The 24293-nt window shown below is 51.5% G+C and carries 24 protein-coding genes; 9 read left to right on the top strand and 15 right to left on the bottom strand.

Annotated elements, in window-relative coordinates; translation table 11 throughout:
• Positions 1–14 precede the first annotated feature (14 nt).
• The 4 genes from NP589_RS08650 to NP589_RS08665 all read right to left on the bottom strand — a co-directional run bounded on the left by NP589_RS08650 (position 15) and on the right by NP589_RS08665 (position 3683).
• Positions 15–974, bottom strand: a complete 960-nt coding sequence (locus NP589_RS08650) for a class I SAM-dependent methyltransferase (RefSeq protein ID WP_256606622.1) — start codon at positions 972–974, stop codon at positions 15–17.
• An 80-nt stretch (positions 975–1054) separates the two neighbouring features.
• Entirely contained in the window at positions 1055–2521 is a 1467-nt protein-coding gene (gene guaB, locus NP589_RS08655; protein WP_305890968.1) for an IMP dehydrogenase, read from the bottom strand.
• Positions 2522–2615: 94 nt separating this feature from the next.
• Positions 2616–3083 carry a hypothetical protein gene (locus tag NP589_RS08660; protein ID WP_256606623.1) on the bottom strand — a complete coding sequence of 156 codons (468 nt, stop codon included), beginning with the start codon at positions 3081–3083 and terminating at the stop codon, positions 2616–2618.
• Positions 3084–3092: 9 nt separating this feature from the next.
• A complete protein-coding gene (locus NP589_RS08665; protein ID WP_256606624.1) occupies positions 3093–3683 on the bottom strand; it encodes a CPBP family intramembrane glutamic endopeptidase in 591 nt (196 codons plus the stop codon).
• Between the two features lie 85 nt (positions 3684–3768).
• Here NP589_RS08665 and NP589_RS08670 point away from each other — a divergent pair, with 85 nt between their 5' ends.
• From NP589_RS08670 to NP589_RS08700, 7 genes are all read left to right on the top strand, one after another.
• The gene (locus NP589_RS08670; RefSeq protein WP_256606625.1) at positions 3769–4041 is read left to right on the top strand and encodes a YcgL domain-containing protein; all 273 of its coding nucleotides are present in this window, start codon (positions 3769–3771) and stop codon (positions 4039–4041) included.
• 108 nt (positions 4042–4149) lie between these two features.
• Positions 4150–5169: a DUF2333 family protein gene (locus tag NP589_RS08675; RefSeq protein WP_064010804.1), complete on the top strand. Its 1020-nt coding sequence runs from the start codon at positions 4150–4152 to the stop codon at positions 5167–5169.
• Positions 5170–5176: 7 nt separating this feature from the next.
• Positions 5177–5479, top strand: a complete 303-nt coding sequence (locus NP589_RS08680; RefSeq protein ID WP_064038212.1) for a DUF4389 domain-containing protein — start codon at positions 5177–5179, stop codon at positions 5477–5479.
• Between the two features lie 6 nt (positions 5480–5485).
• Positions 5486–6577 carry a DNA polymerase IV gene (gene dinB / locus NP589_RS08685; protein WP_256606626.1) on the top strand — a complete coding sequence of 364 codons (1092 nt, stop codon included), beginning with the start codon at positions 5486–5488 and terminating at the stop codon, positions 6575–6577.
• Between the two features lie 99 nt (positions 6578–6676).
• Positions 6677–8068 (top strand): bifunctional glycosyltransferase family 2/GtrA family protein, encoded by a 1392-nt coding sequence (locus tag NP589_RS08690; protein WP_256606627.1) that lies wholly within the window; start codon positions 6677–6679, stop codon positions 8066–8068.
• Complete coding sequence (locus NP589_RS08695; protein WP_256606628.1) at positions 8068–9480, top strand: hypothetical protein; 1413 nt, start codon at positions 8068–8070, stop codon at positions 9478–9480. Before NP589_RS08690 ends, NP589_RS08695 begins: the two co-directional genes overlap by 1 nt.
• A gap of 111 nt (positions 9481–9591) precedes the next feature.
• Positions 9592–10173, top strand: a complete 582-nt coding sequence (locus NP589_RS08700) for a C40 family peptidase (protein ID WP_256606629.1) — start codon at positions 9592–9594, stop codon at positions 10171–10173.
• On the opposite strand, the gene NP589_RS08705 is transcribed toward NP589_RS08700, so the two are convergent.
• The 5 genes from NP589_RS08705 to NP589_RS08725 all read right to left on the bottom strand — a co-directional run bounded on the left by NP589_RS08705 (position 10170) and on the right by NP589_RS08725 (position 16065).
• The gene (locus NP589_RS08705; protein ID WP_256606630.1) at positions 10170–10841 is read right to left on the bottom strand and encodes an NAD(P)H-dependent oxidoreductase; all 672 of its coding nucleotides are present in this window, start codon (positions 10839–10841) and stop codon (positions 10170–10172) included. The genes NP589_RS08700 and NP589_RS08705 overlap by 4 nt on opposite strands.
• A gap of 1 nt (position 10842) precedes the next feature.
• Entirely contained in the window at positions 10843–11595 is a 753-nt protein-coding gene (locus tag NP589_RS08710; RefSeq protein WP_026147088.1) for a DUF5765 domain-containing protein, read from the bottom strand.
• A 175-nt stretch (positions 11596–11770) separates the two neighbouring features.
• The gene (locus tag NP589_RS08715; protein ID WP_256606631.1) at positions 11771–13978 is read right to left on the bottom strand and encodes a primosomal protein N'; all 2208 of its coding nucleotides are present in this window, start codon (positions 13976–13978) and stop codon (positions 11771–11773) included.
• Positions 13979–14535: 557 nt separating this feature from the next.
• Positions 14536–15033 (bottom strand): disulfide bond formation protein B, encoded by a 498-nt coding sequence (locus NP589_RS08720; protein ID WP_256606632.1) that lies wholly within the window; start codon positions 15031–15033, stop codon positions 14536–14538.
• Positions 15034–15117: 84 nt separating this feature from the next.
• A complete protein-coding gene (locus NP589_RS08725) occupies positions 15118–16065 on the bottom strand; it encodes a universal stress protein (RefSeq protein ID WP_256606633.1) in 948 nt (315 codons plus the stop codon).
• Positions 16066–16562: 497 nt separating this feature from the next.
• Between NP589_RS08725 and NP589_RS08730 the strand changes: the two genes are divergently transcribed.
• Complete coding sequence (locus NP589_RS08730) at positions 16563–17783, top strand: potassium/proton antiporter (RefSeq protein WP_256606634.1); 1221 nt, start codon at positions 16563–16565, stop codon at positions 17781–17783.
• A gap of 29 nt (positions 17784–17812) precedes the next feature.
• Here the strand turns inward: NP589_RS08730 and NP589_RS08735 are convergent, their stop codons facing one another.
• From NP589_RS08735 to NP589_RS08750, 4 genes are read right to left on the bottom strand one after another with little or no spacing between them, the layout of a single operon-like run.
• Entirely contained in the window at positions 17813–18517 is a 705-nt protein-coding gene (locus tag NP589_RS08735) for a potassium channel family protein (RefSeq protein ID WP_064010793.1), read from the bottom strand.
• Positions 18514–20118 (bottom strand): NAD-binding protein, encoded by a 1605-nt coding sequence (locus NP589_RS08740; RefSeq protein WP_256606635.1) that lies wholly within the window; start codon positions 20116–20118, stop codon positions 18514–18516. Before NP589_RS08740 ends, NP589_RS08735 begins: the two co-directional genes overlap by 4 nt.
• Positions 20119–20124: 6 nt before the next feature.
• A complete protein-coding gene (locus NP589_RS08745; RefSeq protein ID WP_256606636.1) occupies positions 20125–20838 on the bottom strand; it encodes an SDR family oxidoreductase in 714 nt (237 codons plus the stop codon).
• Positions 20826–21818, bottom strand: coding sequence for an SPL family radical SAM protein (locus tag NP589_RS08750; protein ID WP_256606653.1), 993 nt, complete (start codon positions 21816–21818; stop codon positions 20826–20828). Before NP589_RS08750 ends, NP589_RS08745 begins: the two co-directional genes overlap by 13 nt.
• A gap of 407 nt (positions 21819–22225) precedes the next feature.
• On the opposite strand from NP589_RS08750, the gene NP589_RS08755 reads away from it, so the two are divergent.
• Positions 22226–22582, top strand: a complete 357-nt coding sequence (locus tag NP589_RS08755) for a hypothetical protein (protein WP_256606637.1) — start codon at positions 22226–22228, stop codon at positions 22580–22582.
• Between the two features lie 77 nt (positions 22583–22659).
• Here the strand turns inward: NP589_RS08755 and NP589_RS08760 are convergent, their stop codons facing one another.
• Positions 22660–23553, bottom strand: coding sequence for a PilZ domain-containing protein (locus NP589_RS08760; protein ID WP_256606638.1), 894 nt, complete (start codon positions 23551–23553; stop codon positions 22660–22662).
• A gap of 108 nt (positions 23554–23661) precedes the next feature.
• A complete protein-coding gene (locus NP589_RS08765) occupies positions 23662–24252 on the bottom strand; it encodes an LOG family protein (protein WP_256606639.1) in 591 nt (196 codons plus the stop codon).
• Between the last annotated feature and the right edge of the window lie 41 nt (positions 24253–24293).

The following is a 24293-nucleotide window of genomic DNA, read 5'->3' on the forward strand; positions in this document are numbered from 1 at the left end:
AAATTACGAGCAGACTACAAGCCTCTATACAACTGATCGAGCAGGCTTTTATTGTTTTCGAAACCTTTTACGTGCCGATTTTCGAACAGCGAACGAGTCATACGTTTGATAAACCGTAAATAGGGAGCCGCGCGCATGTAATGCCGTAAATTGGTATGGCCGCGCACAATCGCAGTGATCCGCTCGGCATTTTCCGGGATACCCCAGCTGGCGGCTTGATCGGCGACCGGCTCGGCTTTTTTGAAAAACAGCGTGACATTGCCGCCGTCCTCGGAAAACACATGTCTATCCTCAACTAAACCAGCTTTTTCGCCCATACGCCGCAGTGTCGCCAGATTAAAATTGTACAGATGTGCCTCGTGAAAGGTGCTGCTTGGCGATTGACAGGTGGCTTCTATATTGGGCACTTCGACCACTAACACACCGTCGGCTTTCAACAGACTGCGTAACTTGCCCAGCACAAAAAATGGATCTTCGGTGTGTTCCAGTACGTGCCAAATAGTGATCAGGTCAAAGCTGCTCTCTTCGAACTGCGCGTCTTGAATAAAGCCGAACTGTAAATTCAAATCATACTGTGCAGCCGAATATTGACCATAACCCTTGTTAGGCTCTATGCCGTGCAGGTCGTGCCCTAGTGATTTAATTAAATAAGCAAACTCGCCGCCGCCGGTGCCCACGTCCAGCATGGTTTGCGGTTTGTATAGCAAGTGCTTGATTTTTTCATGCCTGGTAACAGCGACTCGGCCGGCGCGCAAGATATGCTTGGCTTTGGGGGCATACGTGTTTTTGTATTCCAGCCGATAATCTTCTTCGTAAAACTGACGAGGATCGTGCGGAAACGGATCGCTCCAGACCAGCCCACAGTCTTTACAGATTACGGTACGCAACTCGGCGCCGCTGCGGCTGCGCATGGATAACACGGCAACGTGGTTGCCGCCGCAAAGATTGCATGGAGTTGAGGACGTTTCGGACATTGCGATGGATTTTGGTTGTTTTCGGTAAACAGGTCCGCACGAAATTCGCAGACCTGATAAGTAAAAACCGGTGACCGGTTTTAGTTCATATGATAATTCGGCGCTTCCTTGGTAATCGTCACGTCGTGGACGTGGCTTTCGCGCATGCCGGCACTGGTGACGCGCACAAACTGGGCGTTCTCATGCATCGCCGCAATAGTGCTGTTGCCGGTATAACCCATGCTGGAGCGGATGCCGCCCAGCAGCTGATGCACAATTGCCAGCACGCTGCCTTTGTAAGGCACTCTGCCTTCGATGCCTTCCGGCACCAATTTTTCGACCTGTTCGGTATCTTCCTGGAAATAGCGGTCGCTGGAGCCTTGCTGCTGCGACATTGCGCCCAAGGAGCCCATGCCGCGATAAGATTTGTAGGAGCGGCCCTGGAACAACTCCACTTCGCCCGGTGCTTCCTCGGTGCCGGCGAATAATCCGCCCAGCATCACCGCATGCGCGCCGGCCGCCAAGGCTTTGGCCACATCGCCGGAATAACGGATACCGCCGTCGGCGATTAAAGGCACACCGCTACCTTTCAGCGCATCGGCGACATTGCTCACGGCGGTGATTTGAGGCACGCCGACACCGGCGACGATCCGGGTAGTGCAGATAGAGCCAGGACCGATACCGACCTTGACGCCGTCGGCACCGGCTTCGACTAATGCTAATGCGGCTGCGGCAGTAGCAATATTGCCGCCGATGACCTGAACTTGCGGAAAGTTTTGTTTTACCCAGCGCACTTTATCCAGTACGCCCTGGGAATGACCGTGAGCGGTATCGACGATGATGACATCCACACCGGCTTCCACCAACGCGCCAACCCGTTCTCCGGTATCCGCACCGGTACCGACGGCCGCGCCGACGATTAGCCTTTCCTGTTCGTCCTTGCAGGCTTGCGGGTTGTCTTTGGCTTTTTGAATGTCCTTGACGGTAATCATGCCGCGCAAATGAAAGGCGTCGTTGACGACCAGCACTTTCTCAATCCGATGTTTGTGCAGCAAATCGATGACTTCTTTATGTTTAAACGACTCGTGGACGGTAACCAGCTTGTCCTTCGGCGTCATAATTTGACTGACGGCCATATCCAGTCGAGTTTCGAAACGCAGGTCGCGGCTGGTGACGATGCCAACCAATTCTTCGCCATCAACCACCGGTACGCCGGAGATGTTTTTTGCGCGGGTCAAATCCATCACTTCGCGAACGGTAACGTTAGGCGAAACGGTGATCGGATCTTTGATGACGCCGCTTTCGTATTTTTTTACCCGTCTGACTTCCGCCGCCTGCTGCTCGACAGTCATATTCTTATGGATGATGCCGATGCCACCTTCCTGAGCAATGGCAATAGCCAGGCGGGCTTCGGTAACCGTATCCATCGCGGCGGATACCAGCGGAATGTTCAGTCTAATTTTGCGGGTCAGTTGGGTTTTCAGTTCGACTTCGCGCGGGAGTACGCTGGAGTGGGCGGGCACCAATAAAACATCGTCAAAGGTGAGAGCTTCTTGAATGATTTGCATAATCACACCGGGTGGCTAATCGTAAATAAGCCAGCCATTGTACAACCTAACCCGCGTTCCGAAAAATCGGAAATAGTCAATGGTATTTAGGTCTCTATTTGTTTTCGATTGAGAGCGCTGCCGCGATGGTCAAATATTCGCTGGGATTGGGCTTATGCAGAAAAATCCCCAGCACGCCCATCACACTGAAAATATATAAAGTGTTAAATCCGTCGCCCAAAATAAACATTGCCAAACCGGACAAGCTGACAAACTCGATCAAAGCTTGCGTGATGATGATGGTCAACAGATAGCGTTGCCTGGCGGTTTTTGGGCCCGGCATGGTCTGGTTTAGCCGCAGCAGGATGTGCCGCAGCAGCTTGGTGAACGGAAACAGCAAAATCGCCAGAGCGTAGAGCACACTCCTGATCAGTACTCGCTGCGCTTCGTCAATCCCTATTTGCAGTTCGTCGGCCCACAAATGACAGACCAGGTTATAGCCCAGCACCGTCAAGAGCATGGCGGCACAGACGAGCCAATGCGGCCTAAGATCGCCGGCTGATAACTGGGCTTGAGCGGACATCGATAACTCCTAATTCGTGCGGTTGCGGTAATCGCGGAGGATAACAACAAACGCCACAAAATCATAAACAGCATGAATCACCATCGGCATCAATAGATTGCGTTCGCCGCCATAGTCCAACATCACCCCCATATACAAGCCCATCAACATGGCTAAAACCGCGTAAAGCGGCGTGACCGCATGCACCAATGCAAACAGCAGATTGCTAACCCACAAGCCTACGCTCGCGCCCCAGCCATTTTCCAGCCAAGGCTGTAAAAAGCCGCGAAACAGCGCCTCTTCGGCAAAACCGGCAATAGCAGCCAATATCAGTAAATCGGTCCAATGCCTATAGGCCAATCTGGCCCCCAGGGTTTCCAACAGTAAATCGCGAATCTTTTGGATCGGTGGATAGGTCAGTTGCTGCATCGCAAAAAACAGTATTAACAGCGGCGCGGTGGCTAATACGCCGATGCCCAATGCCGACTCGGAAAACTCCAGACTGGCGAATGGATCGAGATCGGCAAGCCAGCCTAGAGCCAGCGCCAATACAGCTAGAGAACCCTCGAAATAGCAGGCAATCCTGAAAAAAGCGTTTGAAACGGCGGGCTGGTTTTCCATGACATTGGGCTTTAGGCAAACGGGGCTGAAAATTCTAAACAAAAACCATTAGAATTGGCAGCATTAGCGATCATGGGTCATCATCATGCAATGTTTTATCTATAAAAGCCTTAAAAAAGACGAACTCTATTTGTACCTGGACAAAAAAGACGACTTTTCCGCCGTGCCGGAAGCCTTGTTCAAAAGCCTTGGCCGCTTAACATTTGTTATGGAGTTACAGTTAAGCCCAGATCGGAAATTAGCCAGGGAAAATCCGGAAAAAGTCATTGCCAGCCTGCAAAGCAAAGGCTTTTTCGTGCAATTGCCACCGACATTGATCAGCGCCATGCCAACCAGCTCGGACAAGCAACTGCACTGAAATCGCGCGCGCCATATTGGTATATCCGTGCTAACATGCTCACAAAAAATCTTTATCGGAAAGCACGGTTTTTGCTCACTTATTTAGTCAGACCAGGATACGCACCACATGTCAGATAATCCATTAGCTTACGAAGACGCAAAGTCTAAGGGCATACTTTGGGGTTTTGGTTCGCTGTTAGGCGTCGTTCTGATTGTCATGATGGTACTTGGCGAATGGTGGAGCCGCGAGCCCGAGCAATTCAGCGTTCAGGACGAAGCCATTGAGCGTATGAATGTCACCCATACCGATCAAATGCCGATTGGTTACGTGTACGCCAACACACTGGCGCATATCGCCGACGTGATTCTGTTCAAATCCGGCGGTTACCTGTCCAACGACGTGGCCCCGCCCGGCCTGTTTTGCGATAACATTCAAAACTTCGAATACGGAGCGCTGGTCATGTTGCGCGACGGCACCACAGCATTGCGTAACCATTTCGCCCGCGACCAATCACAATCCGCGGAAGATCCCGATTTGGCAAAAGCCGAACCGTACTTTTACTACGAACGTAACTCCTGGGCCTTGCCGTCCACCGAATCGGAATACGTAAAAGGTATCGAAGCGCTGCACGCGTACATGGTTCGCCTGCAAAACCCGTCCTCCACTTCAAAAGCCGCGCAGTTCCACTCCAGAGCGGATAACCTGTGGCAATATACCGAGGTTGTCATCAAACGACTCGGCGGTCTTTCGACCCGCTTGGCGGCCAGTACCGACAAATTTTCCGGTGCGACCCACGGCGACCCATCCAATCCAATCGACATCAATATGCCGACCATCGGCCAAACGCCCTGGATGGAAATCGATAACGTATTCTACGAAGCGCGCGGCTCCTGCTGGGCGTTATTACATATTCTGAAAGCCATCAAACACGACTTTTCCGACATTTTGTTGGATAAGCGGGCGATGAACACTTTGGACAATATGATCCAAGCCTTGGAAAATGCCTTGTCGCCAACCTTGAGCCCGGTGGTATTGAACGGCGACGGCTTCGGTATATTCGCCAACTATTCGCTGGCGATGGCCAACTACATTGCCCGCGCCAACGCCGCTGCGCTGGACTTGCGGGACGTGATGAACAGAGGTTAATGCCATCATGCAGGAACAAATTAACGAAAATCTGAAAAAAATCGAGACCTGGAAACGCATCATTTTCATGCTGATTTTCGCCGCCATCGACAGCTTGGTGAAGCTGTTGTTGTGGCTGGTGATTTTATTGCAGGTCGGCTCGGTACTATTCACCGGCGACGTTAACGCGAACATCCTCAACTTCGGTCGTAGCCTGTCTACTTACCATTATCATATCTTGCTGTTTTTGACCTTCAATACCGAGCAACTGCCGTTTCCATTTTCCGATTGGAACGAAACCGCTAAACTGGAATTGCTCGGCAAGCAGTAAACCTCCATGGAAGCAGCGCCGCGCAAAATCATCCATATCGACATGGATGCATTTTATGCGGCGGTTGAACAGCGCGACCATCCCGAATATCGTTATAAACCCATTATCGTCGGCGGTAAGCCCGATTCGCGCGGCGTAGTTGCCACCTGTAGTTACGAAGCCCGACAATTTGGCGTACATTCGGCCATGCCTTCCGCACATGCTTATCGACTCTGCCCGCAAGCCATTTTCGTTAAGCCACGTTTTGATGTTTATCGGGAAGCCTCCGAGACCATCCGAAGTATTTTCGCCCGTTACTGTGAACGTTTCGAACCCTTGTCGCTGGACGAAGCCTATCTCGATGTTAGCGATAGCGAGCTTTACCAAGGCTCCGCGACGTTGCTGGCCAAGCACATCAAACAGGAAATACGCCGGCAAACCCAGTTGGTAGCGTCCGCCGGCATTTCCTACAATAAATTTCTCGCCAAAATCGCCTCCGACCTGGGCAAGCCGGATGGCTTGTATCTGATTACGCCCGAACAAGGTCCGGCGTTTGTGGAAAATCTGGCCATTGGCAAATTTCACGGCATCGGCCGCGCTACCGAGCAGAAAATGTATGATTTGGGCATTGTTACCGGCAAGGATCTAAAACAACTGCCGCTGGCGGAATTGCAGCGGCATTTCGGCAAAGCCGGCCAACATTATTACAACATTGCCCGAGGTATTGATCCGCGCCAGGTCAATGCCAATCGAGCCCGCAAATCGGTAGGTATCGAAACCACGTTCGATCACGACATCGCCGACCAAACCACCATTCTGCGTTATTTACAGGACTTGCTGGAAAAAGCCCTCGTCAGATTGGCCGAAAAACAGATGACAGCCTATACGCTGACCGTGAAAATCAAATATCAAAATTTCGTGCAGATCACGCGCGGGCGAACCTTAGCGGAACCGATCAGCGATAGCCCGACTACTAGACTGCTATTAACCGATTTACTGAAAAATACCGGCATCGGCACCACAAAAGTGCGACTACTGGGCGTTACCTTATCGGGTCTGGAAAATGGCGACAGCCGCCTGCGCCAATATAGGCAAATGGATTTGTTCGACCTGGGTTGAAACAGCTTAGCCTTAATAGGGTGCGCTGAAACAGGCCTGCCCCAATCTTGTCCGCATTGATACATTCACTCTCATTTATTGGAAGCTCAATTACCAAACATGTTCAATCAGTTAAAAATTGCCGTCCTCATTCCCTGTCATAACGAAGATGTGTCTATTGCCAAAGTAGTAAGCGACTTCAGACTGGCTTTGCCGGATGCCGCTATTTACGTGTTCGACAACAACTCCATCGATAACACCGTCAGCGAAGCGCGGTCGGCAGGTGCGATGGTGCGCCATGAAACCCAGCAGGGGAAAGGCCATGTCGTACGCCGCATGTTTCGGGATATAGATGCCGATTTTTACCTGATGGTGGACGGCGACGACACCTATGACGCCGGTTTGGCACCGGACATGATCAAGTTGGCCATGAGCGGACCTTACGATCTGGTGAATTGCATCCGTCGGGAAGCCGGCGATGCGGCATATAGGGGCGGACACCGCTTCGGAAACCGGCTGCTGACCGGCGTGGTAAGGCAAATTTTCGGTAATAGGATTCTGGATATGCTTTCCGGGTATAAGGTATTTTCCCGGCGCTTCGTGAAGTCCTTCCCGGCACTGTCCACCGGCTTTGATATTGAAACCGAACTGACCGTGCATACGCTCGAGCTGTCGATGCCCGCAGCACACATCGAAGGCGAGTATCGGGGACGCGCGGAAGGCTCGGAAAGTAAATTGCGCACCTATCGCGACGGCTGGCGCATCCTGATGCTAATTATCAGATTGGTCAGACATGAACGGCCCATGGTGTTTTTTGGGGTGATGGCCGGTTTGCTGGTGGCATTAGCCTTGCTGCTGATCTGGCCCGTAATCGTGACTTACCTGGATACGGGCTTGGTGCCTAGATTCCCGACAGCCTTTCTTGCCATGGGCATTATGCTGCTGGCGTCGTTGAGCATTTTTACCGGCACCATTTTGGATACGGTGACGCGCGGGCGTAAGGAGTTGCGCATGCTGACCTATTTACAACATCCGCCACCGGTCTTTGTGCCAAACGCTTTTGCCGATTCTGCCACTATCCGATCTGCGGACAATACTGTTTTAACTGCTGGTAACGACGATCTATTCGGGCAAATGTGGCGCTTCGGACTGGTCGGCGTAGTCGGCTATATTGTGAATGCCGGCTTGGTAGAAGCATTAGTGCTAAACATGGGACCGCTACGCGCGCAAATGCTGGCTTTTCCGGCTGCCGTGACCGTCACCTGGTGGCTTAACCGCCGCTTTACCTTCGGTGCCAGCCACCACGCCATGCATCACGAATGGCTGCGTTATGTGCTGGCCAATATGCTGGGCTGGACTGCCAACAACGGCGCTTATTTATGGATGATTTTCAGTGTACCCCTTGCTTACCAGCACCCCGCATTGGCTGTTGCAGTAGGCTCATTGGCCGGGATGGTATTAAATTTTTCGGCTTCGCGATTACTCGTTTTTAAAAAAATTCGTCAAGCCTGATGACAATTGCCCAAAGAATACATGCGTTACCGATCGAATGGATGTTCATCGGCGGATTCCTGATCCATTTCGGCATCATGTATCCGGGCTTCATGTGTTACGACGCGGTCAATCAAATCCTTGAAGCTCGCGAAGGCCTCTATTCCGATTGGCATCCACCGTTAATGGCGATTATTTGGCGATTCACCGATCGCATAGTGCCAGGACCGGCGGGTATGTTGTTTCTGCAACTCGGCTTGGTATGGACAGGCGCCTACCTGGTGTTTCAAGCCTTTTTTAAACCCTACGGAGCCAAGGTTGCCGCACCGTTGCTTTGCATTTTATTATTTTTACCGCCCTTGCTCGGTATCAGCGGCGCGATTTTGAAAGACGTGCTGATGTGGGGGGCGCTATTTACTGCTTTCGGCATCGCCGGACATATAAAAAACCAACACGAGCAAACCCAGCAGTTTGCGTTTCTGTTATTCGCGCTGACAGTAGTGGTCTTATGGTTAGCCATTCTGATCAGACACAACGCATTTTTTGCGACAATCCCCATACTCAGCTTTGCCATATATCGCTTATATCCAAAACATAAGCTATTTGGTTCAGTCCGTGCTGCTATTCCCGGCGTTGTGTTGGCTCTTGTCTTATTTGTAGCAACGGGAGCGATTAACAACCGGCTTGCCGACCGACATAGCCATCCCTGGGTGGCCAACGCATCGTTTGATATTTCAGGCGTTATCAAACGGCTTGAGGATAAAGACCGGCAACAAGCGATTTTCGATCAACTTGCCGGCGCTTTGAATTCAAAAGGCTCTGTCGAACCTTTGCTAAAAGCCTATACACCGCTGTATTGGCGGGAAATTTTCCGGACCAAGCCGCCCACGTTAGAACTGCCGAAAAATTCAATGGAATCGCAGATCCATGGCTTTGCCAGCCTCTCCGACCAGCAACGGCAAACGCTGCATAAGCTGTGGATACAGACCATACTCGCTGAGCCGATTTTATGGGCGCGTCACCGCTTGGCGGTGTCGAAATATGTCCTGGGCTTGGTGCCGGATAACAGTTGGAGCCCGGTGATGATGGCTAAAGATTTTCCCAGCGATTTAGAGCACGTTTATGGCGCCCATCCTCAAGCCACCAGATTACAAGAGCAGCTTGAGGCAGGTATGACCAAGTATGTCGAATACTGGTTTTTTCAACCCTGGCCTTATTTTGTCCTGACAATTTGTCTATTTTTTGCCGCGTTGTTCCGGCAATTGACGGCTAATATGGAAGTCATTTGCCTAGCTTCCAGCGCCATCCTACATGAGTTAGGTTTGATGTTGGCGGCGCCATCGCCCGACTTTCGTTACTCGCACTACATGGTTTTTTGCAGCTTGCTCAGCTTCCTGCTTCAAGCCCGTCCTTGGATGGCAAAACCCGTATGATCTCCTGCTGTTGATCTTGGAGAGTTAGTGTTTCCTGGGTAGTGCAAGCATTGCCTGTTAGCGATAAACAGCGAGCGGGCTGCGAATAGCCTGTCTATAATAGGCAAATTGATGAATTTGTTACCGATAACACCGATGTCCATGTGTCTTTCTCACCGCCGCGCTTTGTTACTGCTGGGTCAGATATTGGCGGCTATCTTGCTTAGCCAGCTGACCGGCTGCGCCACTAAAGAAAAAGCGCCGCTGACGGTATTGCCGGCTTCCGAAGGCGGTAACCGGATCGCCGCCAATGACGCACTGCAATTGCAAGGTGCACCTTATGTGTATGGGGGTGAGTCGCCCAGTCAGGGCTTCGATTGCAGCGGTTTGGTGTACTACGTCTATAACCGTCAGGGGGTGCGCCTGCCGCGGGACACTCAGTCGCTGGCTCGACAATTGCCGGCGGTGCAGCCGGAGCAAAGACAGCCGGGCGATTTGTTGTTTTTCACCACCGATCGGCCGTTTTCGCATGTCGGTATTTATATCGGCGGCGAGCAGTTCGTGCATGCGCCCAGTAGCCGGACCGGCCAAGTGATGGTCTCCGATCTTAGACAGCCGTATTGGCGGGAGCGCTTTATCGGGGTGCGCCGTCCCGTGGCGCGTTATTCCCTGTCGCTGAACGACAGCGACAAGCCGAGCTGCTGGTTAAACTAAGCCAGCCAACGCACCACCGCATCGCGTTCTTGCCGAGTCTTCGGCCGCGCCGGCGGATTTTTCCGGTATCCAAACGCCACCATATAAGCCGCGGACCAGTGTTCTAAATTCACGTCGGCGTTTTCCGCCAAGATCCGCTCCACTTCCCCGCGCTCGAAACCTTCTATCGGACAAGAATCGATCCCTATCATCGCTGCCGCTGTCATCATATTAGCCAGCGGCAGATAAGTTTGCCGGGTGGCCCAGTCGGTCAGGGTACGTTCGGAGCCAAGAAGGTCAAAATCGCTGCGCTGGAATTTTTCGATCAAGCCGCTACGCAAGCTGATGATGTCTTCCGGAAACTGCTGCACCTCGCGCATGACGTGTTGCAGATAAGCGCTGTCGTAGCGCATGAAATGGCTTTTCCGTACCAAGGTCAACACCACATGGCTGGCAGTAGGTAGCTGCTTTTGTCCGCCCCAGGTAACAGGCCGGAGTTTTTCGCGTAAATCCGGGTTTTGCACGACCAGAAATTGCCATGGCTCCAGCCCGAAGGAACTGGGTGAAAGTCTGGCAACTTCCAAAATGAAATCAAAATCCGCGCCGGCGATTTTGCGCTCGGCGTCGAACTCCTTACAGGCGTGACGAAATTGATAGGCGTCGAGAATATCCTGCTTACTAATGGTCATCTTACAAGCTATCGCCTACTTCACGTTGATAGAACGGCCATTTCTTCACATGCAAATGCTTTCTGATTGGCGTTTTGATCACCGATACGCACAGCGCGATAGAGAACAGGCACCATACCGCGCAATACTCGTTCGGATCGTTGGTGGTAACGTCGGAAATCCAGGGCCCGATTAAATAATGGAAAGCTACGAAGCGCCAGGAACCATACATGATAGGCAGATAGAACGCCGCCAAAATATACGAAAACGCATGCAAGCCCCAGTTGAAACCCAGCAGCCAAGTCACCGGTTGCGACATCAAACCGTTTAAAGGCATTTGCCAGGCGATATGCCAATCACCGGACACCGAGCAGGTTTGCACGCCGCAAAAACCCTCGGTACCTGGGACGCAGTCGCCGGCCCATGCGAACGGATACATCTTGATCAACATCGCCAGCGAACTGATCGCACACAAGGTATAAACCGTGGTTCTGATCTTCAGTTTGACGCTTTCCGGAATGAAGTACATTGCCACCATGTTCACGAAAAACGGCTGGAAGGCGATATGCAGATAACCAAGCAGCGTCAACACCTGATTGTTCGGGTTATCGCACAGATTGATGTACACATACGTTAATGCCTGCAACAGTTCCATCAAGGCAAAATAGGTTAATGGAATCCACAGTTCCTTGGATTCGCCTTTGTAGGCCACATAAACAGCGGTCGTTAAACCTGCGGCAGCCAACACGCCTGACGCTTCTCCACTCCAACACATTGAAAAATACCTTCTTTATTTTAGTTATAGGCATAGGCATCTAGTTTTGTAACCGTGCAATCCAACGGCGCTTAATTTACTGATTCAGATGTCTATGGGTTTTGCTACGATCCGTCGTAAAGGGCGGGAATTATTACATAAACCGGACTAAATCGCCGGATTTTGGCGGATCAGACTAGTACAAATCCACCGGATCGACATCCAGCGACCAACGCACCTTTTTGGCTTCCTTCAAGACATAAATGGCCGGCAACAAACTATCCAGCAGATGATGCAGCTCTTTACGCTGCGGACTCTGCAATAGCAACTGGTAACGAAACAAGCCCGCACGCCGGGCCATCGGCGCCGTCACCGGTCCCAAGACCTGCACTTTGCCGGGATTTAGCTCGCCGATTATCCGGCAAACCGCTTGTAAAAACTGTAGCGGTTCCTCGGCTTTGCCGGCTTGCACCCTAAGCAAAGCCTGATGGCCGAACGGCGGCAAGCCGGCTTGCCGCCGCTCTTGGAGGGCGCTTTGGGCGAAAGCCCGATAGCCCTTGCTTAGCAAGGTATCGAGCAAAGGATGTTGCGGATGGCGGGTTTGCAATATCACCTTACCGGGTTGATCGGCCCGACCGGCTCGACCCGCCACCTGCACAATCAACTGTGCCAGTCTTTCGCTACCGTGGAAGTCAATACTGAACAGACCGCTGTCTATATCCAGAATGGCTACCAGCGTTACGCCGGGAAAATGATGGCCCTTGGCGAGCATTTGCGTCCCCAGAATAATATCGACCTCGCCATCGTTAATCAGCTCCAGGTAGTGTTCCAGCGAACCCTTGCGTTGCGTGGTGTCTCTATCCAGGCGCACGATCGCCTTGTCAGGAAATAAAGTTTCCAGGGTTTGTTCGATACGTTCCGTACCCAAACCCAGCGCCTGCAATTCGCCGGTTTTACAGCCGGGGCACTGCTTGGGTAAGGGTTGTTCACTGCCGCAGTGATGGCAACGCAGCAACCGGTCGGCGGCGTGAATCACCAGATTGGCATCGCAACGCCGGCAGCGCGAGACCCAGCCGCAGCCATGGCAAATCTGCACCGGCGCATAGCCGCGCCGGTTAAGAAAAATCAGGGTTTGTTGTTTCTTGGCCAATGTGGCTTGGATTTCTGCCAGCAGCGGCTCGGACAGTCCGGCTTGCATTCGCTTGTTGCGAATATCCAGTAGCTGAAAACTCGGCGCAGTGGCATTGCCGGCCCGATTAGGCAGATGCAGTAATTGGTAGCGGCGCTGCGCGACATTTGCCATGCTCTCCAGCGACGGCGTTGCCGAACCCAATAATACCGGGATACCCAAACCCTTGGCCCTGGCAATGGCGACATCGCGCGCGGAAAAGCGAAATCCTTCCTGTTGTTTGAAGGAGCTATCGTGCTCTTCATCGAGAATAATTAAGCCGGGGCGCGGCATCGGAGTAAACAGCGCGGAACGGGTACCGAGCATAATCGCCGCTTCGCCTTGCTGCATACTCAGCCAGGCTTGCAAACGCTGGTTATCGGTTAATTTGGAATGCGTAGAGACCATATTCACCGCAAAGCGCTTTAAAAAGCGCTGCTCCAGTTGCGGCGTCAGGCTGATTTCCGGCAGTAAAACCAGGACTTGCTTGCCCTGCTCCAACACCTTGGCGATGATCTGCATATACACTTCGGTCTTGCCGCTGCCGGTAACGCCCTCTAAAAGGGATACGGCAAAGCGACCCAGATTGCCAATGACGGCATCGATAGCTGTTTGTTGCTCCGGATTGGCCGACAAAGCGGTCTTGATAAGGGTTGCTGCAATCCCAGGAACAGGATTTTGTTCCATCACAAGACCCTTATCGAGCAAGGCTTTCAGCGCCGGCTTATAGGTGTTGAGCGCGCTTGCGGTCATCGCACTACCGGTAGTTTGCAATAAGGCCAGCAGCGCTTGTTGCTTGGGCGCGCGGCGCAATTGTTCCGGGGAAACCAGCCGGCCTTGCGGGCTGAGGCCGAAACAGGGCTGCCGTTGCAATAAGGCCGGCCGGCCTTGACGCAAGGCCACCGGAAACGCCGCGGCCAGCACTTCGCCGAGCGGGTGGTGATAGTAACGGCTGGCCCAGCGCAACAGGCGAATATCGGTTGCGGACAATAGCGGGTCGGTATCCAGAATGGCGATAGCCGGTTTGAGTTTATCGGTATGGACGCTGGAGTTGTCCGCGACAGCCATCAAAACCCCCACTTGCTGACGCTTACCGAAGGGTACCAACACTCTGACACCCGCTTGCAATTCGGGCCAACTAACGCCAACCGGCGGCAGATAATCGAATAACCGGTCCAGCGGAACTGGCACAGCAACTTTCAAAATTAAATTGCCTGGAGTGTCACAGTTAGGCATGTCTTGTGATGTGTTTTTGATATTAGGGCGCTAAGTCGTTAACAGGATTGAGGAATCTGAGTTACCCACAAAAGCTGTGGATAACTCTGTGGATAGGCTTTTGAGAGAATCGCTTAGTGTCGGTTTTTATTACACATTTGTTAAATTGTGCAAATTTAAGTCAGCGGATTTGCCAATTAAAAATCAATAACTTAGGCAAAAAATTAATCTGTGTTAAATATCGCAGGCCCTAGTGTAATGCCGCGCAGGCCATGCCCCGTTTTTGTGCATAACCTGTTGCGGAGCTGTATCGATTCGACGCTGTAGCGGCCGGAATTTGAACAAAGGGTGCCTTGAAAAAGTCTGGCCCCCAATTCTACGAGTATTACCGATTTTTCCAGAAGCCCGGTTTTTCGCAACGCTAATTAGCACTGATCGTTATGCCAGTCACTAAGCTAAATAACCAATGCTGTTAGTGACCTTGTAGGTGCGAATTTATTCGCATTATGGGCGCCACCACCCAAGGTCGAATAAATTCGACCCTACTACAAGTCCAACTATTAACTTAACGGCGTTGCCTAGACGGCATCGGCATCATTTAAAAATTGCAGGCATGCCCAACCTGCCAACGACAAAAACGCGAACAAGGTCCAGGCCGGAATACTCAGGCCCAGCAAGGTCCAATCGATCTTCGCGCATTCGCCGGTGCCGGTCAGCATCAATTTGATGGTGTCGGCCAACGGGAAATGTTGAAACACATATTCCAGCCCCGGACTGCATTCCGGCACTTCTTCGGGCGGCAGATGTTGTAACCAGACATGGCGGGCCGAAACACTGGCACCAATCAGCGCCGCAGCCGCACTGCACAGCGCGTAAACTTTGCGGCCGCGATTATGCAAGCCGGCGATTAAAAAAATCACGCCTGTCGCCAGAATGGCCAACCTCTGCGAAATACATAGAGGGCAAGGCTCCAACTCTTCGACAAATTGTAAATAGGCGCCAACCGCCAACAGCGAAGCGCAGGCAGCAAACCCCAGAAAAAAACCAATACGTGGACTTAATTTTAAAAAATTCATTTTCTATGTCTTGAATTAATGGAGCGAATATTTGGATACCGCTAATAATATCGGATTTTCGCAGAACTACGTCCAATGGACTCGTCATGCTAAAGGAGAAACAAAGCCGTCCGGCTTGACTGCGAGTACCGAGCAGTGGATACCGTTAAGGATGACTTCGGCAGTGTTGCCGATGATCAGGCCTTTGATACCGGTACGCGCGACTGTCCCCATCACGAGTAAGTTTACGTCAAGCCTAGCCGCCAAAGCGGGAATATCGTCCCGTGCGTTCCCTCTGACCAGATGCAGTCGTGGCGATAAGTAATTGTAAGCCTCATCGCCTATCCAATGCCGTAATTTGACTGCCAAGTCATCGAGTCCGGACTGATAGCGGGCTCTTTCGGCTTCAATCTGTGTTTCGACGGTTTTATAGGGAATTTCGCCTGCCCACGCGCTCAACATCGAGTCCCAAACATGCACCAGATGTAATTCCGCGAAATCGGAGAGCGCCAGCGAGCTGGCGAGTTCCAAAATTCTGCGGTTCAAGCTGTCGTCTGCCCGGTCCGCGGACCAGGGATCGAAATCGACGGCGGCCATAATTTTGGCATAATTGGTTTTTTCTGCCGGCCGCATCAACCAGACCGGGCGCGGACATTTACGCAACAAATGCATGTCCGTACTGCCGAACAAATGGTCTTGAATACCCTGGCCGCCCCCCGCCAATTTGATGACTAAGTCATGGTCGCCATCCAATGTCTGACCTACGATTTCGATAAATGGGCTGCCAACCCGGATTTGCAAATCAACGGGATTTACGCTGCTATAGCCAAGCACTAACGCCTCTAGCTTATGGCGTTCCTGCTCGCGCAACTGCATGTCGATCTGCTCCGGGGTAAAAAGATCAAGCAAAGCCCCCAGACGCGGTTGTTCTAGGACATGCAAAAACGTCAATCTGGCTTGGTTGTTTTCCGCCAGAGCGATCACCCGCGCAATAGCCAGACGCTGATCGACGGCAAACTCCGCGACATACAGGATGTTTTTGAAACGTTTCATAGCCATGGTATTGAGATCATAGAAATAGCCGAACCGGTTCCATTCCGGCTATATTGTCCAGGCAATCGAACTCGCTATTTTGGTAGCGGATGCGCGCCTTATGCGAAATATTGCCGTTTTCAGCATGCTGATGCAGCTCCGCTCCAGCATTAGACTTTACCGCGTCGCGCTGAGCGAGGCAATCGCCCCTGTTTACCGGCACGGAACAATTCGGCGTGGGATATAAGGCGCGATTTCGAGCGGGACCGAAAAGGCCGGTCCGGGCTTGCAAGGATGCTTATTTACCCAGACATCTAAATTCTACTTTGTCAGGTAAGAAGGAAGTCCGCCATACCCGCCGGGAAGCGGGAATCCATGCCGGAATGACGACCTTCGGCAATGTGATACCCGTATCTGACAAAGTAGAATTAAGCACGATGAATAATTTTCTAACCCTCACCCGCGCATAAATTGCAACCATCAATAGACCATGAATTCCGGATTACAGAGAATCGCCCATGCCCTCCATTGAATTAGTCAGCCTGGTTGGCGCCAGCTTGTTATTAATCAGCGTGTTTTCCAGCAAACTGGCCAGCAAAGTGGGTATTCCTTCGCTGCTTTTTTTTCTATTGACCGGCTGGCTGATTGGCGAATTCGGTGGACCTGAACTTCACAGCCCGGAAATTGCAAAGTTTATCGGCGATTTTGCGCTGATTTTTATTTTGTTTACCGGCGGTCTTGACTCGCATTGGCCCAATATTCGCCCGGTTTTGTGGCAGGGATTATGCCTCTCCACGCTAGGCGTGTTTATCACCATGCTGCTACTGGGCAGTTTTGCCTGGTTTATCCTCGGCTCGTTCAGCACGTTTTCGCTGGGGGTGCACGGCATCACGCTAACCCAGGGCCTGCTGCTGGCCGCCATTGTCTCTTCCACGGACGCAGCTGCGGTGTTTTCCGTGTTGCGCTCCAGTCAAATCGTTTTAAAAGGCAAATTGCAACCGCTTCTGGAACTTGAATCAAGCAGCAATGACCCGATGGCAGTGTTGCTGACGGTCACCTTGCTCAACTATTCGACCGGGGGCGAATCAGCCTTTCTGGAAGGCGGTATGTTTCTGGTGCTGCAACTGCTGATAGGTGTGGGCGTTGGGTATGGCGCCGGTCGTTTCATGGTCTGGTTGCTTAATCGCTTGGGCTTAAGTTCGGCCGGCCTGTATGCCATCGCTTCGATAGCATTGGTGTTGCTGACTTATAGCGGCGCTACATTTATGCATGGCAATGGCTTTTTGGCCGTTTACGTGGCCGGCATTGTGGCGGGGAACCGGGAGGTTATCCATCAGCACTACATCAGTGCCTTTCACGACAGCTTCGCCTGGCTGATGCAGATCATCATGTTTTTAACCTTGGGCATGCTGTCGGTACCTTATCGCGCCGAATTGTCTTCCTTGGCCAGCGTTGCTGTGGCGATCAGTCTGTTCCTGATGTTTGTAGCCCGTCCGGTCAGTGTATTCACCAGTTTGTTCTGGGCCAAGATCGGTTTTAAGGAAAAGCTGCTGGTTTCCTGGGTGGGCCTACGCGGTTCCGTACCTATCGTACTTGCGACTTTTCCGTTGGCAGCCGGCATCAAAGAGGGTGGAGAGATTTTTGTCCTGATCAGTTTTATTGTGGTGATGTCCGTGTTGATACAGGGTTTTTCGCTAGCGGCTCTGGCACGCTGGCTGGGACTGGCGGAGAAAAAATAAAATCGGTTAGGTGCTAGTCCAAGAGCGGACTAAATTTTACAAAACTCATTTTCGACGTCTTTCTTAAATGCTCTAATTTCCCGTGAGGGGCCCAAAATCACCAAAATATCGCCAACACTCAGACGGCGGTCGAATTCCTCGACCACAAAATGCAGCTGTTCGCTGACTTGTTTATTGACGATACCTATCAATATCAAATTGTACTGCGAACTTAAATGTAGCTGTGCGACATGAGCATTCTCCAGATAGCTGTTTTCCGGGATCGTCACCTCGGCCAGATGCAGATCGTGTCTGCCGAATACGGTGTGATCGAAAATATCATTGATATCCGGCCGCTTCAGCATATCGTGAATTTTGCGCCCGCAGATTTCGTAAGGGTCGATAATCTTGTTGGCACCGGCCGCGATGAGTTTTTCCGCCGACTCCGGACTATCGACAATGGCGACGATATTCAACTCCTTATCCAGCGCCCGCGCCGACAGCGTCAGAAATACATTTTCCGAGTCCGTGTCGAAAAAGCAAAATAGCGTATCGATGTGCGCGCCTATGCCGATCAGCTTCAAATCGTCGTCGCTACGAAAATCGATATTGGCGGTTTCAAAACCGTTTTCCCGCGCCAGCGCTGCTTTGATCGGATCATGATCGATGACGGTGATTTGATACAGCTCTTTGTCCAGCCGGCTAATGGCCTCGAACGACAGCCGGTTGTAACCGAAGACGGCGATGTTTTTCATTTGGGCTTCCTGCTGAATAAACGGCGTTGTTCCACCTGGTCGCGAAAATGATCGATGCCGTACTTGCGGCCCAATAACACCAGCATGTCGCCGTGCCGCAAAATAAAGTCCACTTCCGGATTGAAATAAAAATGTTGCTGCTTAACCTGGTATTTATTCTTATGTTTCAAATGAATCGGATTGTCGCTGATCACACCCAACAAGGTGAGCTTGCGCTGCTGTAAATCCAGTTGACCGATTTGTTGATTATCCAGAGGCGACTTTTCGCTGACCAATACCGACTCCATCACGGTCTCGGTTTGATTATGCAAAATACCGGATATGGCCTCGAAAGCAACGGGCTGCCCAACAAATTCCGCCGCCAGCAAACCGGCAATCTCAAACGGCCTGATGACGTTATCAGCCCCAGCTTGGTAGAGTTTATTGACATTATCGTGGCGGTTGGCGCGGGAAATAATCCGCAGGTTTTTATTTAAATGCCGGCTGGTTAGAGTCACATAGACGTTAATCACATCGTCGCCGGTAATGCACAAAATCGCGCTGGCGCCGCGGCATATACCGGCGTTGATCAGCACTTCATTATTACTGGCATCGCTTTCTATTGCCAGATAACCGCGTTTCTTAGCTAACTCAATCCGCGCCGGCACTCTATCGATGATTAAAAATTTCTGCCTGTCATTGTGCAAATGCCGGGCAATCTCCTGTCCGACCCGACCAAAACCGCAAATGATGATGAAGTTGTCGTAGCGGTCCAGTTCGGCATAAGTTCTGGTTTCGCGAACCGACAGCATCTTCTCGCTGAACGCGGCGATCAGGATGGAAGTGAAGAACGACAACACACCCAAACTGGCCAGTATCAGAAAAATCGTGACCCAGCGCCCGCCGGTGGTCTGCGGGGTTATGTCGCCAAAACCCACTGTCGCCAAGGTAACAATGGTCCAATAAAACGCGTCGAATAAATTATGAATACCGCTGTTGGTTGCTTGATATTCGAACATGTAAATCGACACGCTGGCGATAAACACCAAAAAGCAGGTGAAGATCAGCAGGGTCATCAACTCGAAGCGCTTGCTGGCCAGGGCGTCGGCAAACAATTTAGCGCTATTGGAGTAACGGAATAACTTGAACAGCCGGAAAATGATGAAGATCCGCAAGATCGCCAGCGGCCGATAACTGGGCAGAATAGCCAAGATGTCTATGATCGCAAACGGCGAGGTTATGTATTCCATGTCCCTGACGAAGGCTTTGCGAAATACCCCGAGCAGATTGAAATCCAGATTCAAATACAGCGCTTTCTCGTATTCCTCGATGATGACTTTATAGGTATCGGAATAAATCCAGCCCCGCAGGCAATATTCGACAATGAACACCATCAAAATCGCCAGCTCGAAATAGCCGCCCATCTTGCTGTCTTCGTGTTCTATGTCGTAAATCAGAAATATCACGCTCAAAATCAGCAGGCCAATCATCGTCGCATCGAAATATTTCTTTTTCCGACTATGGCTGTTTTCCAGCAGGTCGTAAAAAAACAGCTTGGCTTTTCGATACCAATCGGCGGATTTAAGGTAATAAGCGCAATAAACGATGAGTTTGGCTAGCATCTGGGATTATTTCTTAAATTCGATCACTTTGCTGGATGGGTTTAAATTGATTTCGTCGATGACGCTGTGCGGGCCTGCTTGCAGGATATAAGAAATCGCATCGGCAACATCCTCAGCCATCAAGGCTTGGCCGGATTGTTTGCCGGGTGCGAACGACAATGTATCAAAAAACGCAGTATCGACCATGCCCGGATTAACCAAGGACACCCGCACCGCGCTTTTGCCGCACTCGTCGCGCAAAGCCTGGCTAAATCCGCGCAATGCAAATTTGCTGGCGCAATAGATGCTGCCGTTGCGGCTGCCTTTTAAAGCCGCTTCCGAACCGATATACACCAGATTGGCGTGTGTTTTTTGCTTTAGTTTCGGTAACAGCGCTCGCGTCAGGCAGGCCTGTGCGGTGAAATTGACGGTCATCAAGGTTTCGATTTGTTCGAAGGAAAATTGCTCCAGACCGCCGAATTGGCCGTAACCGGCGGCAAATACCACCGCATCCAAATCCGGGAAATCATTTTGCAGCTGTTTGGCAAACAGCGGAACGCCGGCTAATTTAGCCAGATCCAGCTGGACGCCGACAAAATTGGGGTGAACTTTGGTAAACCGCCGGCAATCTCGGGACGTGCCAATGACTTGGTGACCGTGCGCCAGCAGTTGTCGCGCAATCGCCCGGCCAATGCCGGAGCTGGCGCCGGTCACCAGTAGCGTGCGCTTTAAAGTATGCATGGGAAAAATGCGCTTTGCGGAATGTATTCCAGCAACATTTGCGAGCAGTCCGCCATCATCGCCTGTTCCAGTTCAGCGCGGTAAGACACCATGCCGGACGCGGTTTGCAGCGGGCTGGCGAACAGCTTTTCATCCGGGTACAGCTTGTGGATTTTTTTGAAGTATTGCTCGGGTAATCGAAACACCCCCAGACTGACCGAATGTAAAGCCTGAGCATCGATCATAGCGAATACTTGTTCAAACAACGCCCGGTATTGCTGCCGATAGTCGTGCTGATAAATTAAAGGGTCGAAACGCAAACCGACCTGCCAGCCTTGCTGCTGCAATTTGGCGGCGGCTTCGATGCGCTTGGTTACATTGGGTGCTTTGGCTTCCACCTTATCGGCCACCGCATCCGGCGAGAGGCTAAACGCCACCACGCAGCGCGGCACCACCTCGCGATTCAACAGACTTCTAATCTGCGTACTCTTGGTGCGCAGTTCCAGCCAGGCGTTGGGCATGTCGGCAAACACTGGCAAAAACTGCTCGGCAAAATCGGTGACCGGCTCGAAAGCCAGGCTGTCGCAATCGTAACCGGAGAAAAAATAAACATCCTCATCCGGGGTTTGCAAACAGGTTTGGCGAATCTGCTCTTGAAAATCCTCGTAATTTACAAACAGCACGTAATTGGCCGACTGGTACATGCCCTGCAAAAAGCAATAACGGCAGTCGTACAAGCAATTAAGCATGTGCGAAAAATAATAATTGCGCTGCCCACCGATGCCGTAACCGGTGGGCGCCGGCAATACGAACTTTTGGTATTTTTCCGCCAGAATCAATGCCGGATGCTGCTTCTGCAAACGAAAGTTTTGCGCCTTGGGATTAAACACCTCGCCGTACCGCTCGCAAGCCACCGTCCGCGCTTGCGGAAAACGCCGCCGAATCGTCGCTACGCGCGGATGCTGCTCGATAGCGGATTCGATGTATAGGGTGTCGATCATGATGGATGAATGCAGCAATAGGCGGTTGGGCATTATAAATGATTGCCGCACAGGGCGTGGTGACCGCGATAGGGCGCCGGCTTGCGCCCTAGAAAACCGAGAATCGGGGCGCTGCGGCAACTTGTCGCAACCACCCATTGCAAATGGTCCGTTGTCGACGCGCTAAATCCGTTATGATGGTCCCTGAAAAGCAATAATGTTTTTCAATTGGACCCAGTAGGAAAAAAGATACTTCCAATCAGCATGGATTTGCTCCAAGCCTTTTGTCGGCAATTTGCCAAAAGGTGCTGTGCCGGTGCTCGTTCGCGACAAACTTAGACAGTAAGTTTCCGGTACAAAAAATCTATTCTGTGATGACGTGTTTTTTAGGGCATTGGACCTATTAACCATCACATGAAATCTACTTAATGAAATTATTTACAAAAGCAGTGTTAACCCTGTCATTGGCAGCGTCTTTGAGTCTGGCCAACGTATGCGCATTTGCTGCTGAAGAAGCACCAGCTGCCGCAGCGCAATCCGGTACCGCCGGCATTATCTCTCACATAGAAAAAGCGCTGGTTGAAGTCGGCAAAAGCGATTTCTCCGCTGCGCAGATTCATCTGAAAGCCGCCAGAAACAGTTCCGAAGCGATTGCCGGCAGTTCCGAAGCCGCGAAAAAAGCTCACGCATCTTTGATGCAAGGACAGATCCAGTCTAAAGCCGGTAACGTAGCCAAAGCTACTGAAGAATTGACCAAGACTATCGAACTGTATAAAGCGCTTTAAAGCTTGAACAGGGCTGGGCTGTTACGTCGGTCCAGCCTAAATTCTAGGGAAAACCACACCCCTAATAAGCAACACAGTCACATCCCAAAATAGGCATAGCCGGTAACGGCTATAACGCCGATTGCAACAATCTTGATCTTATCCACCAGCGCTTGCTGACCCCAAAAGTAAAAACAACTGGCTTTTTTGCGGCACCAGAAAGCTATCAGGCTATTGCCGGCCCGCCGACAGTTATGCGGCACAATGCGCCAAAGAAAGTACAGGCCGATCAGGCCGATCGTACACAGAATATAAAAAACGATGACTTGCGTAGCGTGTGTATCGGTATGGAATGCGTGTTCTATGACATGGTCCAGATTGTATTCCGCATACTCGAAGATCAAGTGTATGACGTGTAAAACAACTTCGAAAATATGATGGACGAAGCCCATTAACAGCCCGAATGCGGCATCCGGCATCGCCAGGACGAATAAGACCAGGCTCAGCAATGCACCGTTCACGGCCCACTGCTGTTTTTTATTCCTGTCGATATGTTGGCTTAACAGTGCCGTATCTTCGGGCGTCAGATTGATGAATTGGGCGCCGATTAAATACGGATAACGGTCGTTTTCGTAAGGGTTGCTGGGTTTGCAATACACCACCTTACAGCAGGTCATGATTGCCGTCATGCTGGATAACAGCAATATCCGCAACATCAGATAATCGCCGGCTTGCAAAGGGTCTTTCGAGGTAAACGCAATACCGCTGGCGCTGATATTGACGTTGAGCGTATCGTTTTCCCGGCTTTGCGAATCGGGCAGCGCATGAGGCGCGGCGGCATCAGACCGATCGCTGTTACTCAGCAAAGCATCGAAATTTTCCGGCGCTTGCATGTGCCCATCCCGATCAATCTTTCGATAGAAAAGATTGGCTTGTTCATAGATGCGAAAAGCCACTCTGCGATTCAATTTCTCGCCGTTTACCTTAGCCATATTCATCAAACCCTAAAAATCGCGCGTTACACCCTGTCGATGATAGTCCAAGACCGCGAACTCTCAATCCGAATAAAAAATATCTCAGACGCAGACCGGTATGCCGGCTCAGGTTTGGTCTTTGTTCACCCAATGTTTTACAGCAGGCGGCTGATAATTGACATAGCGGTCCAGCAATACTTGCGGATCGGCCTCGACCATTAACATGCCACGGTGATGCGGCTTGACGAATTGCTCGGCAGCAACATGATCCAGAAAGTTGATCAAGGCATCGTAATAACCCGCCACATTTAACAAACCGCAGGGCTTTTGATGAAATCCAAGCTGCGCCCAGGTCCAAATTTCAAATAGCTCCTCCAGCGTACCGATACCGCCGGGCAGTGCTATAAAGCCGTCCGCCAGTTCGGCCATCAGCATTTTTCGTTCGTGCATGGATTGGGTGACGTGCAATTCGGTCAGATTGGGATGGGCGACCTCTTTGTGCGCCAAGGCCTTGGGAATAACGCCAATCGCTTGGCCGCCGAGTTTTAACACCTGGTCCGCGACCATGCCCATGATGCCGATCCCGGCACCGCCGTAAATCAAGCGGATGTTACGGCTGACCAGCGCGGCGGCCAAGGCTTGCGCGGCCTCGCCGTATGCCTCAAGCCGGCCGGAACTGGAACCGCAATAGATGCAGATGCTGTTTATCGATGTCATGTCGGTGGTTTGCCGGGTAACTTGGAGGGCTTATATTCGGT

This window comes from Methylomonas rosea, assembly GCF_024505055.1.
Taxonomy (GTDB): Bacteria; Pseudomonadota; Gammaproteobacteria; order Methylococcales; family Methylomonadaceae; genus Methylomonas; species Methylomonas rosea.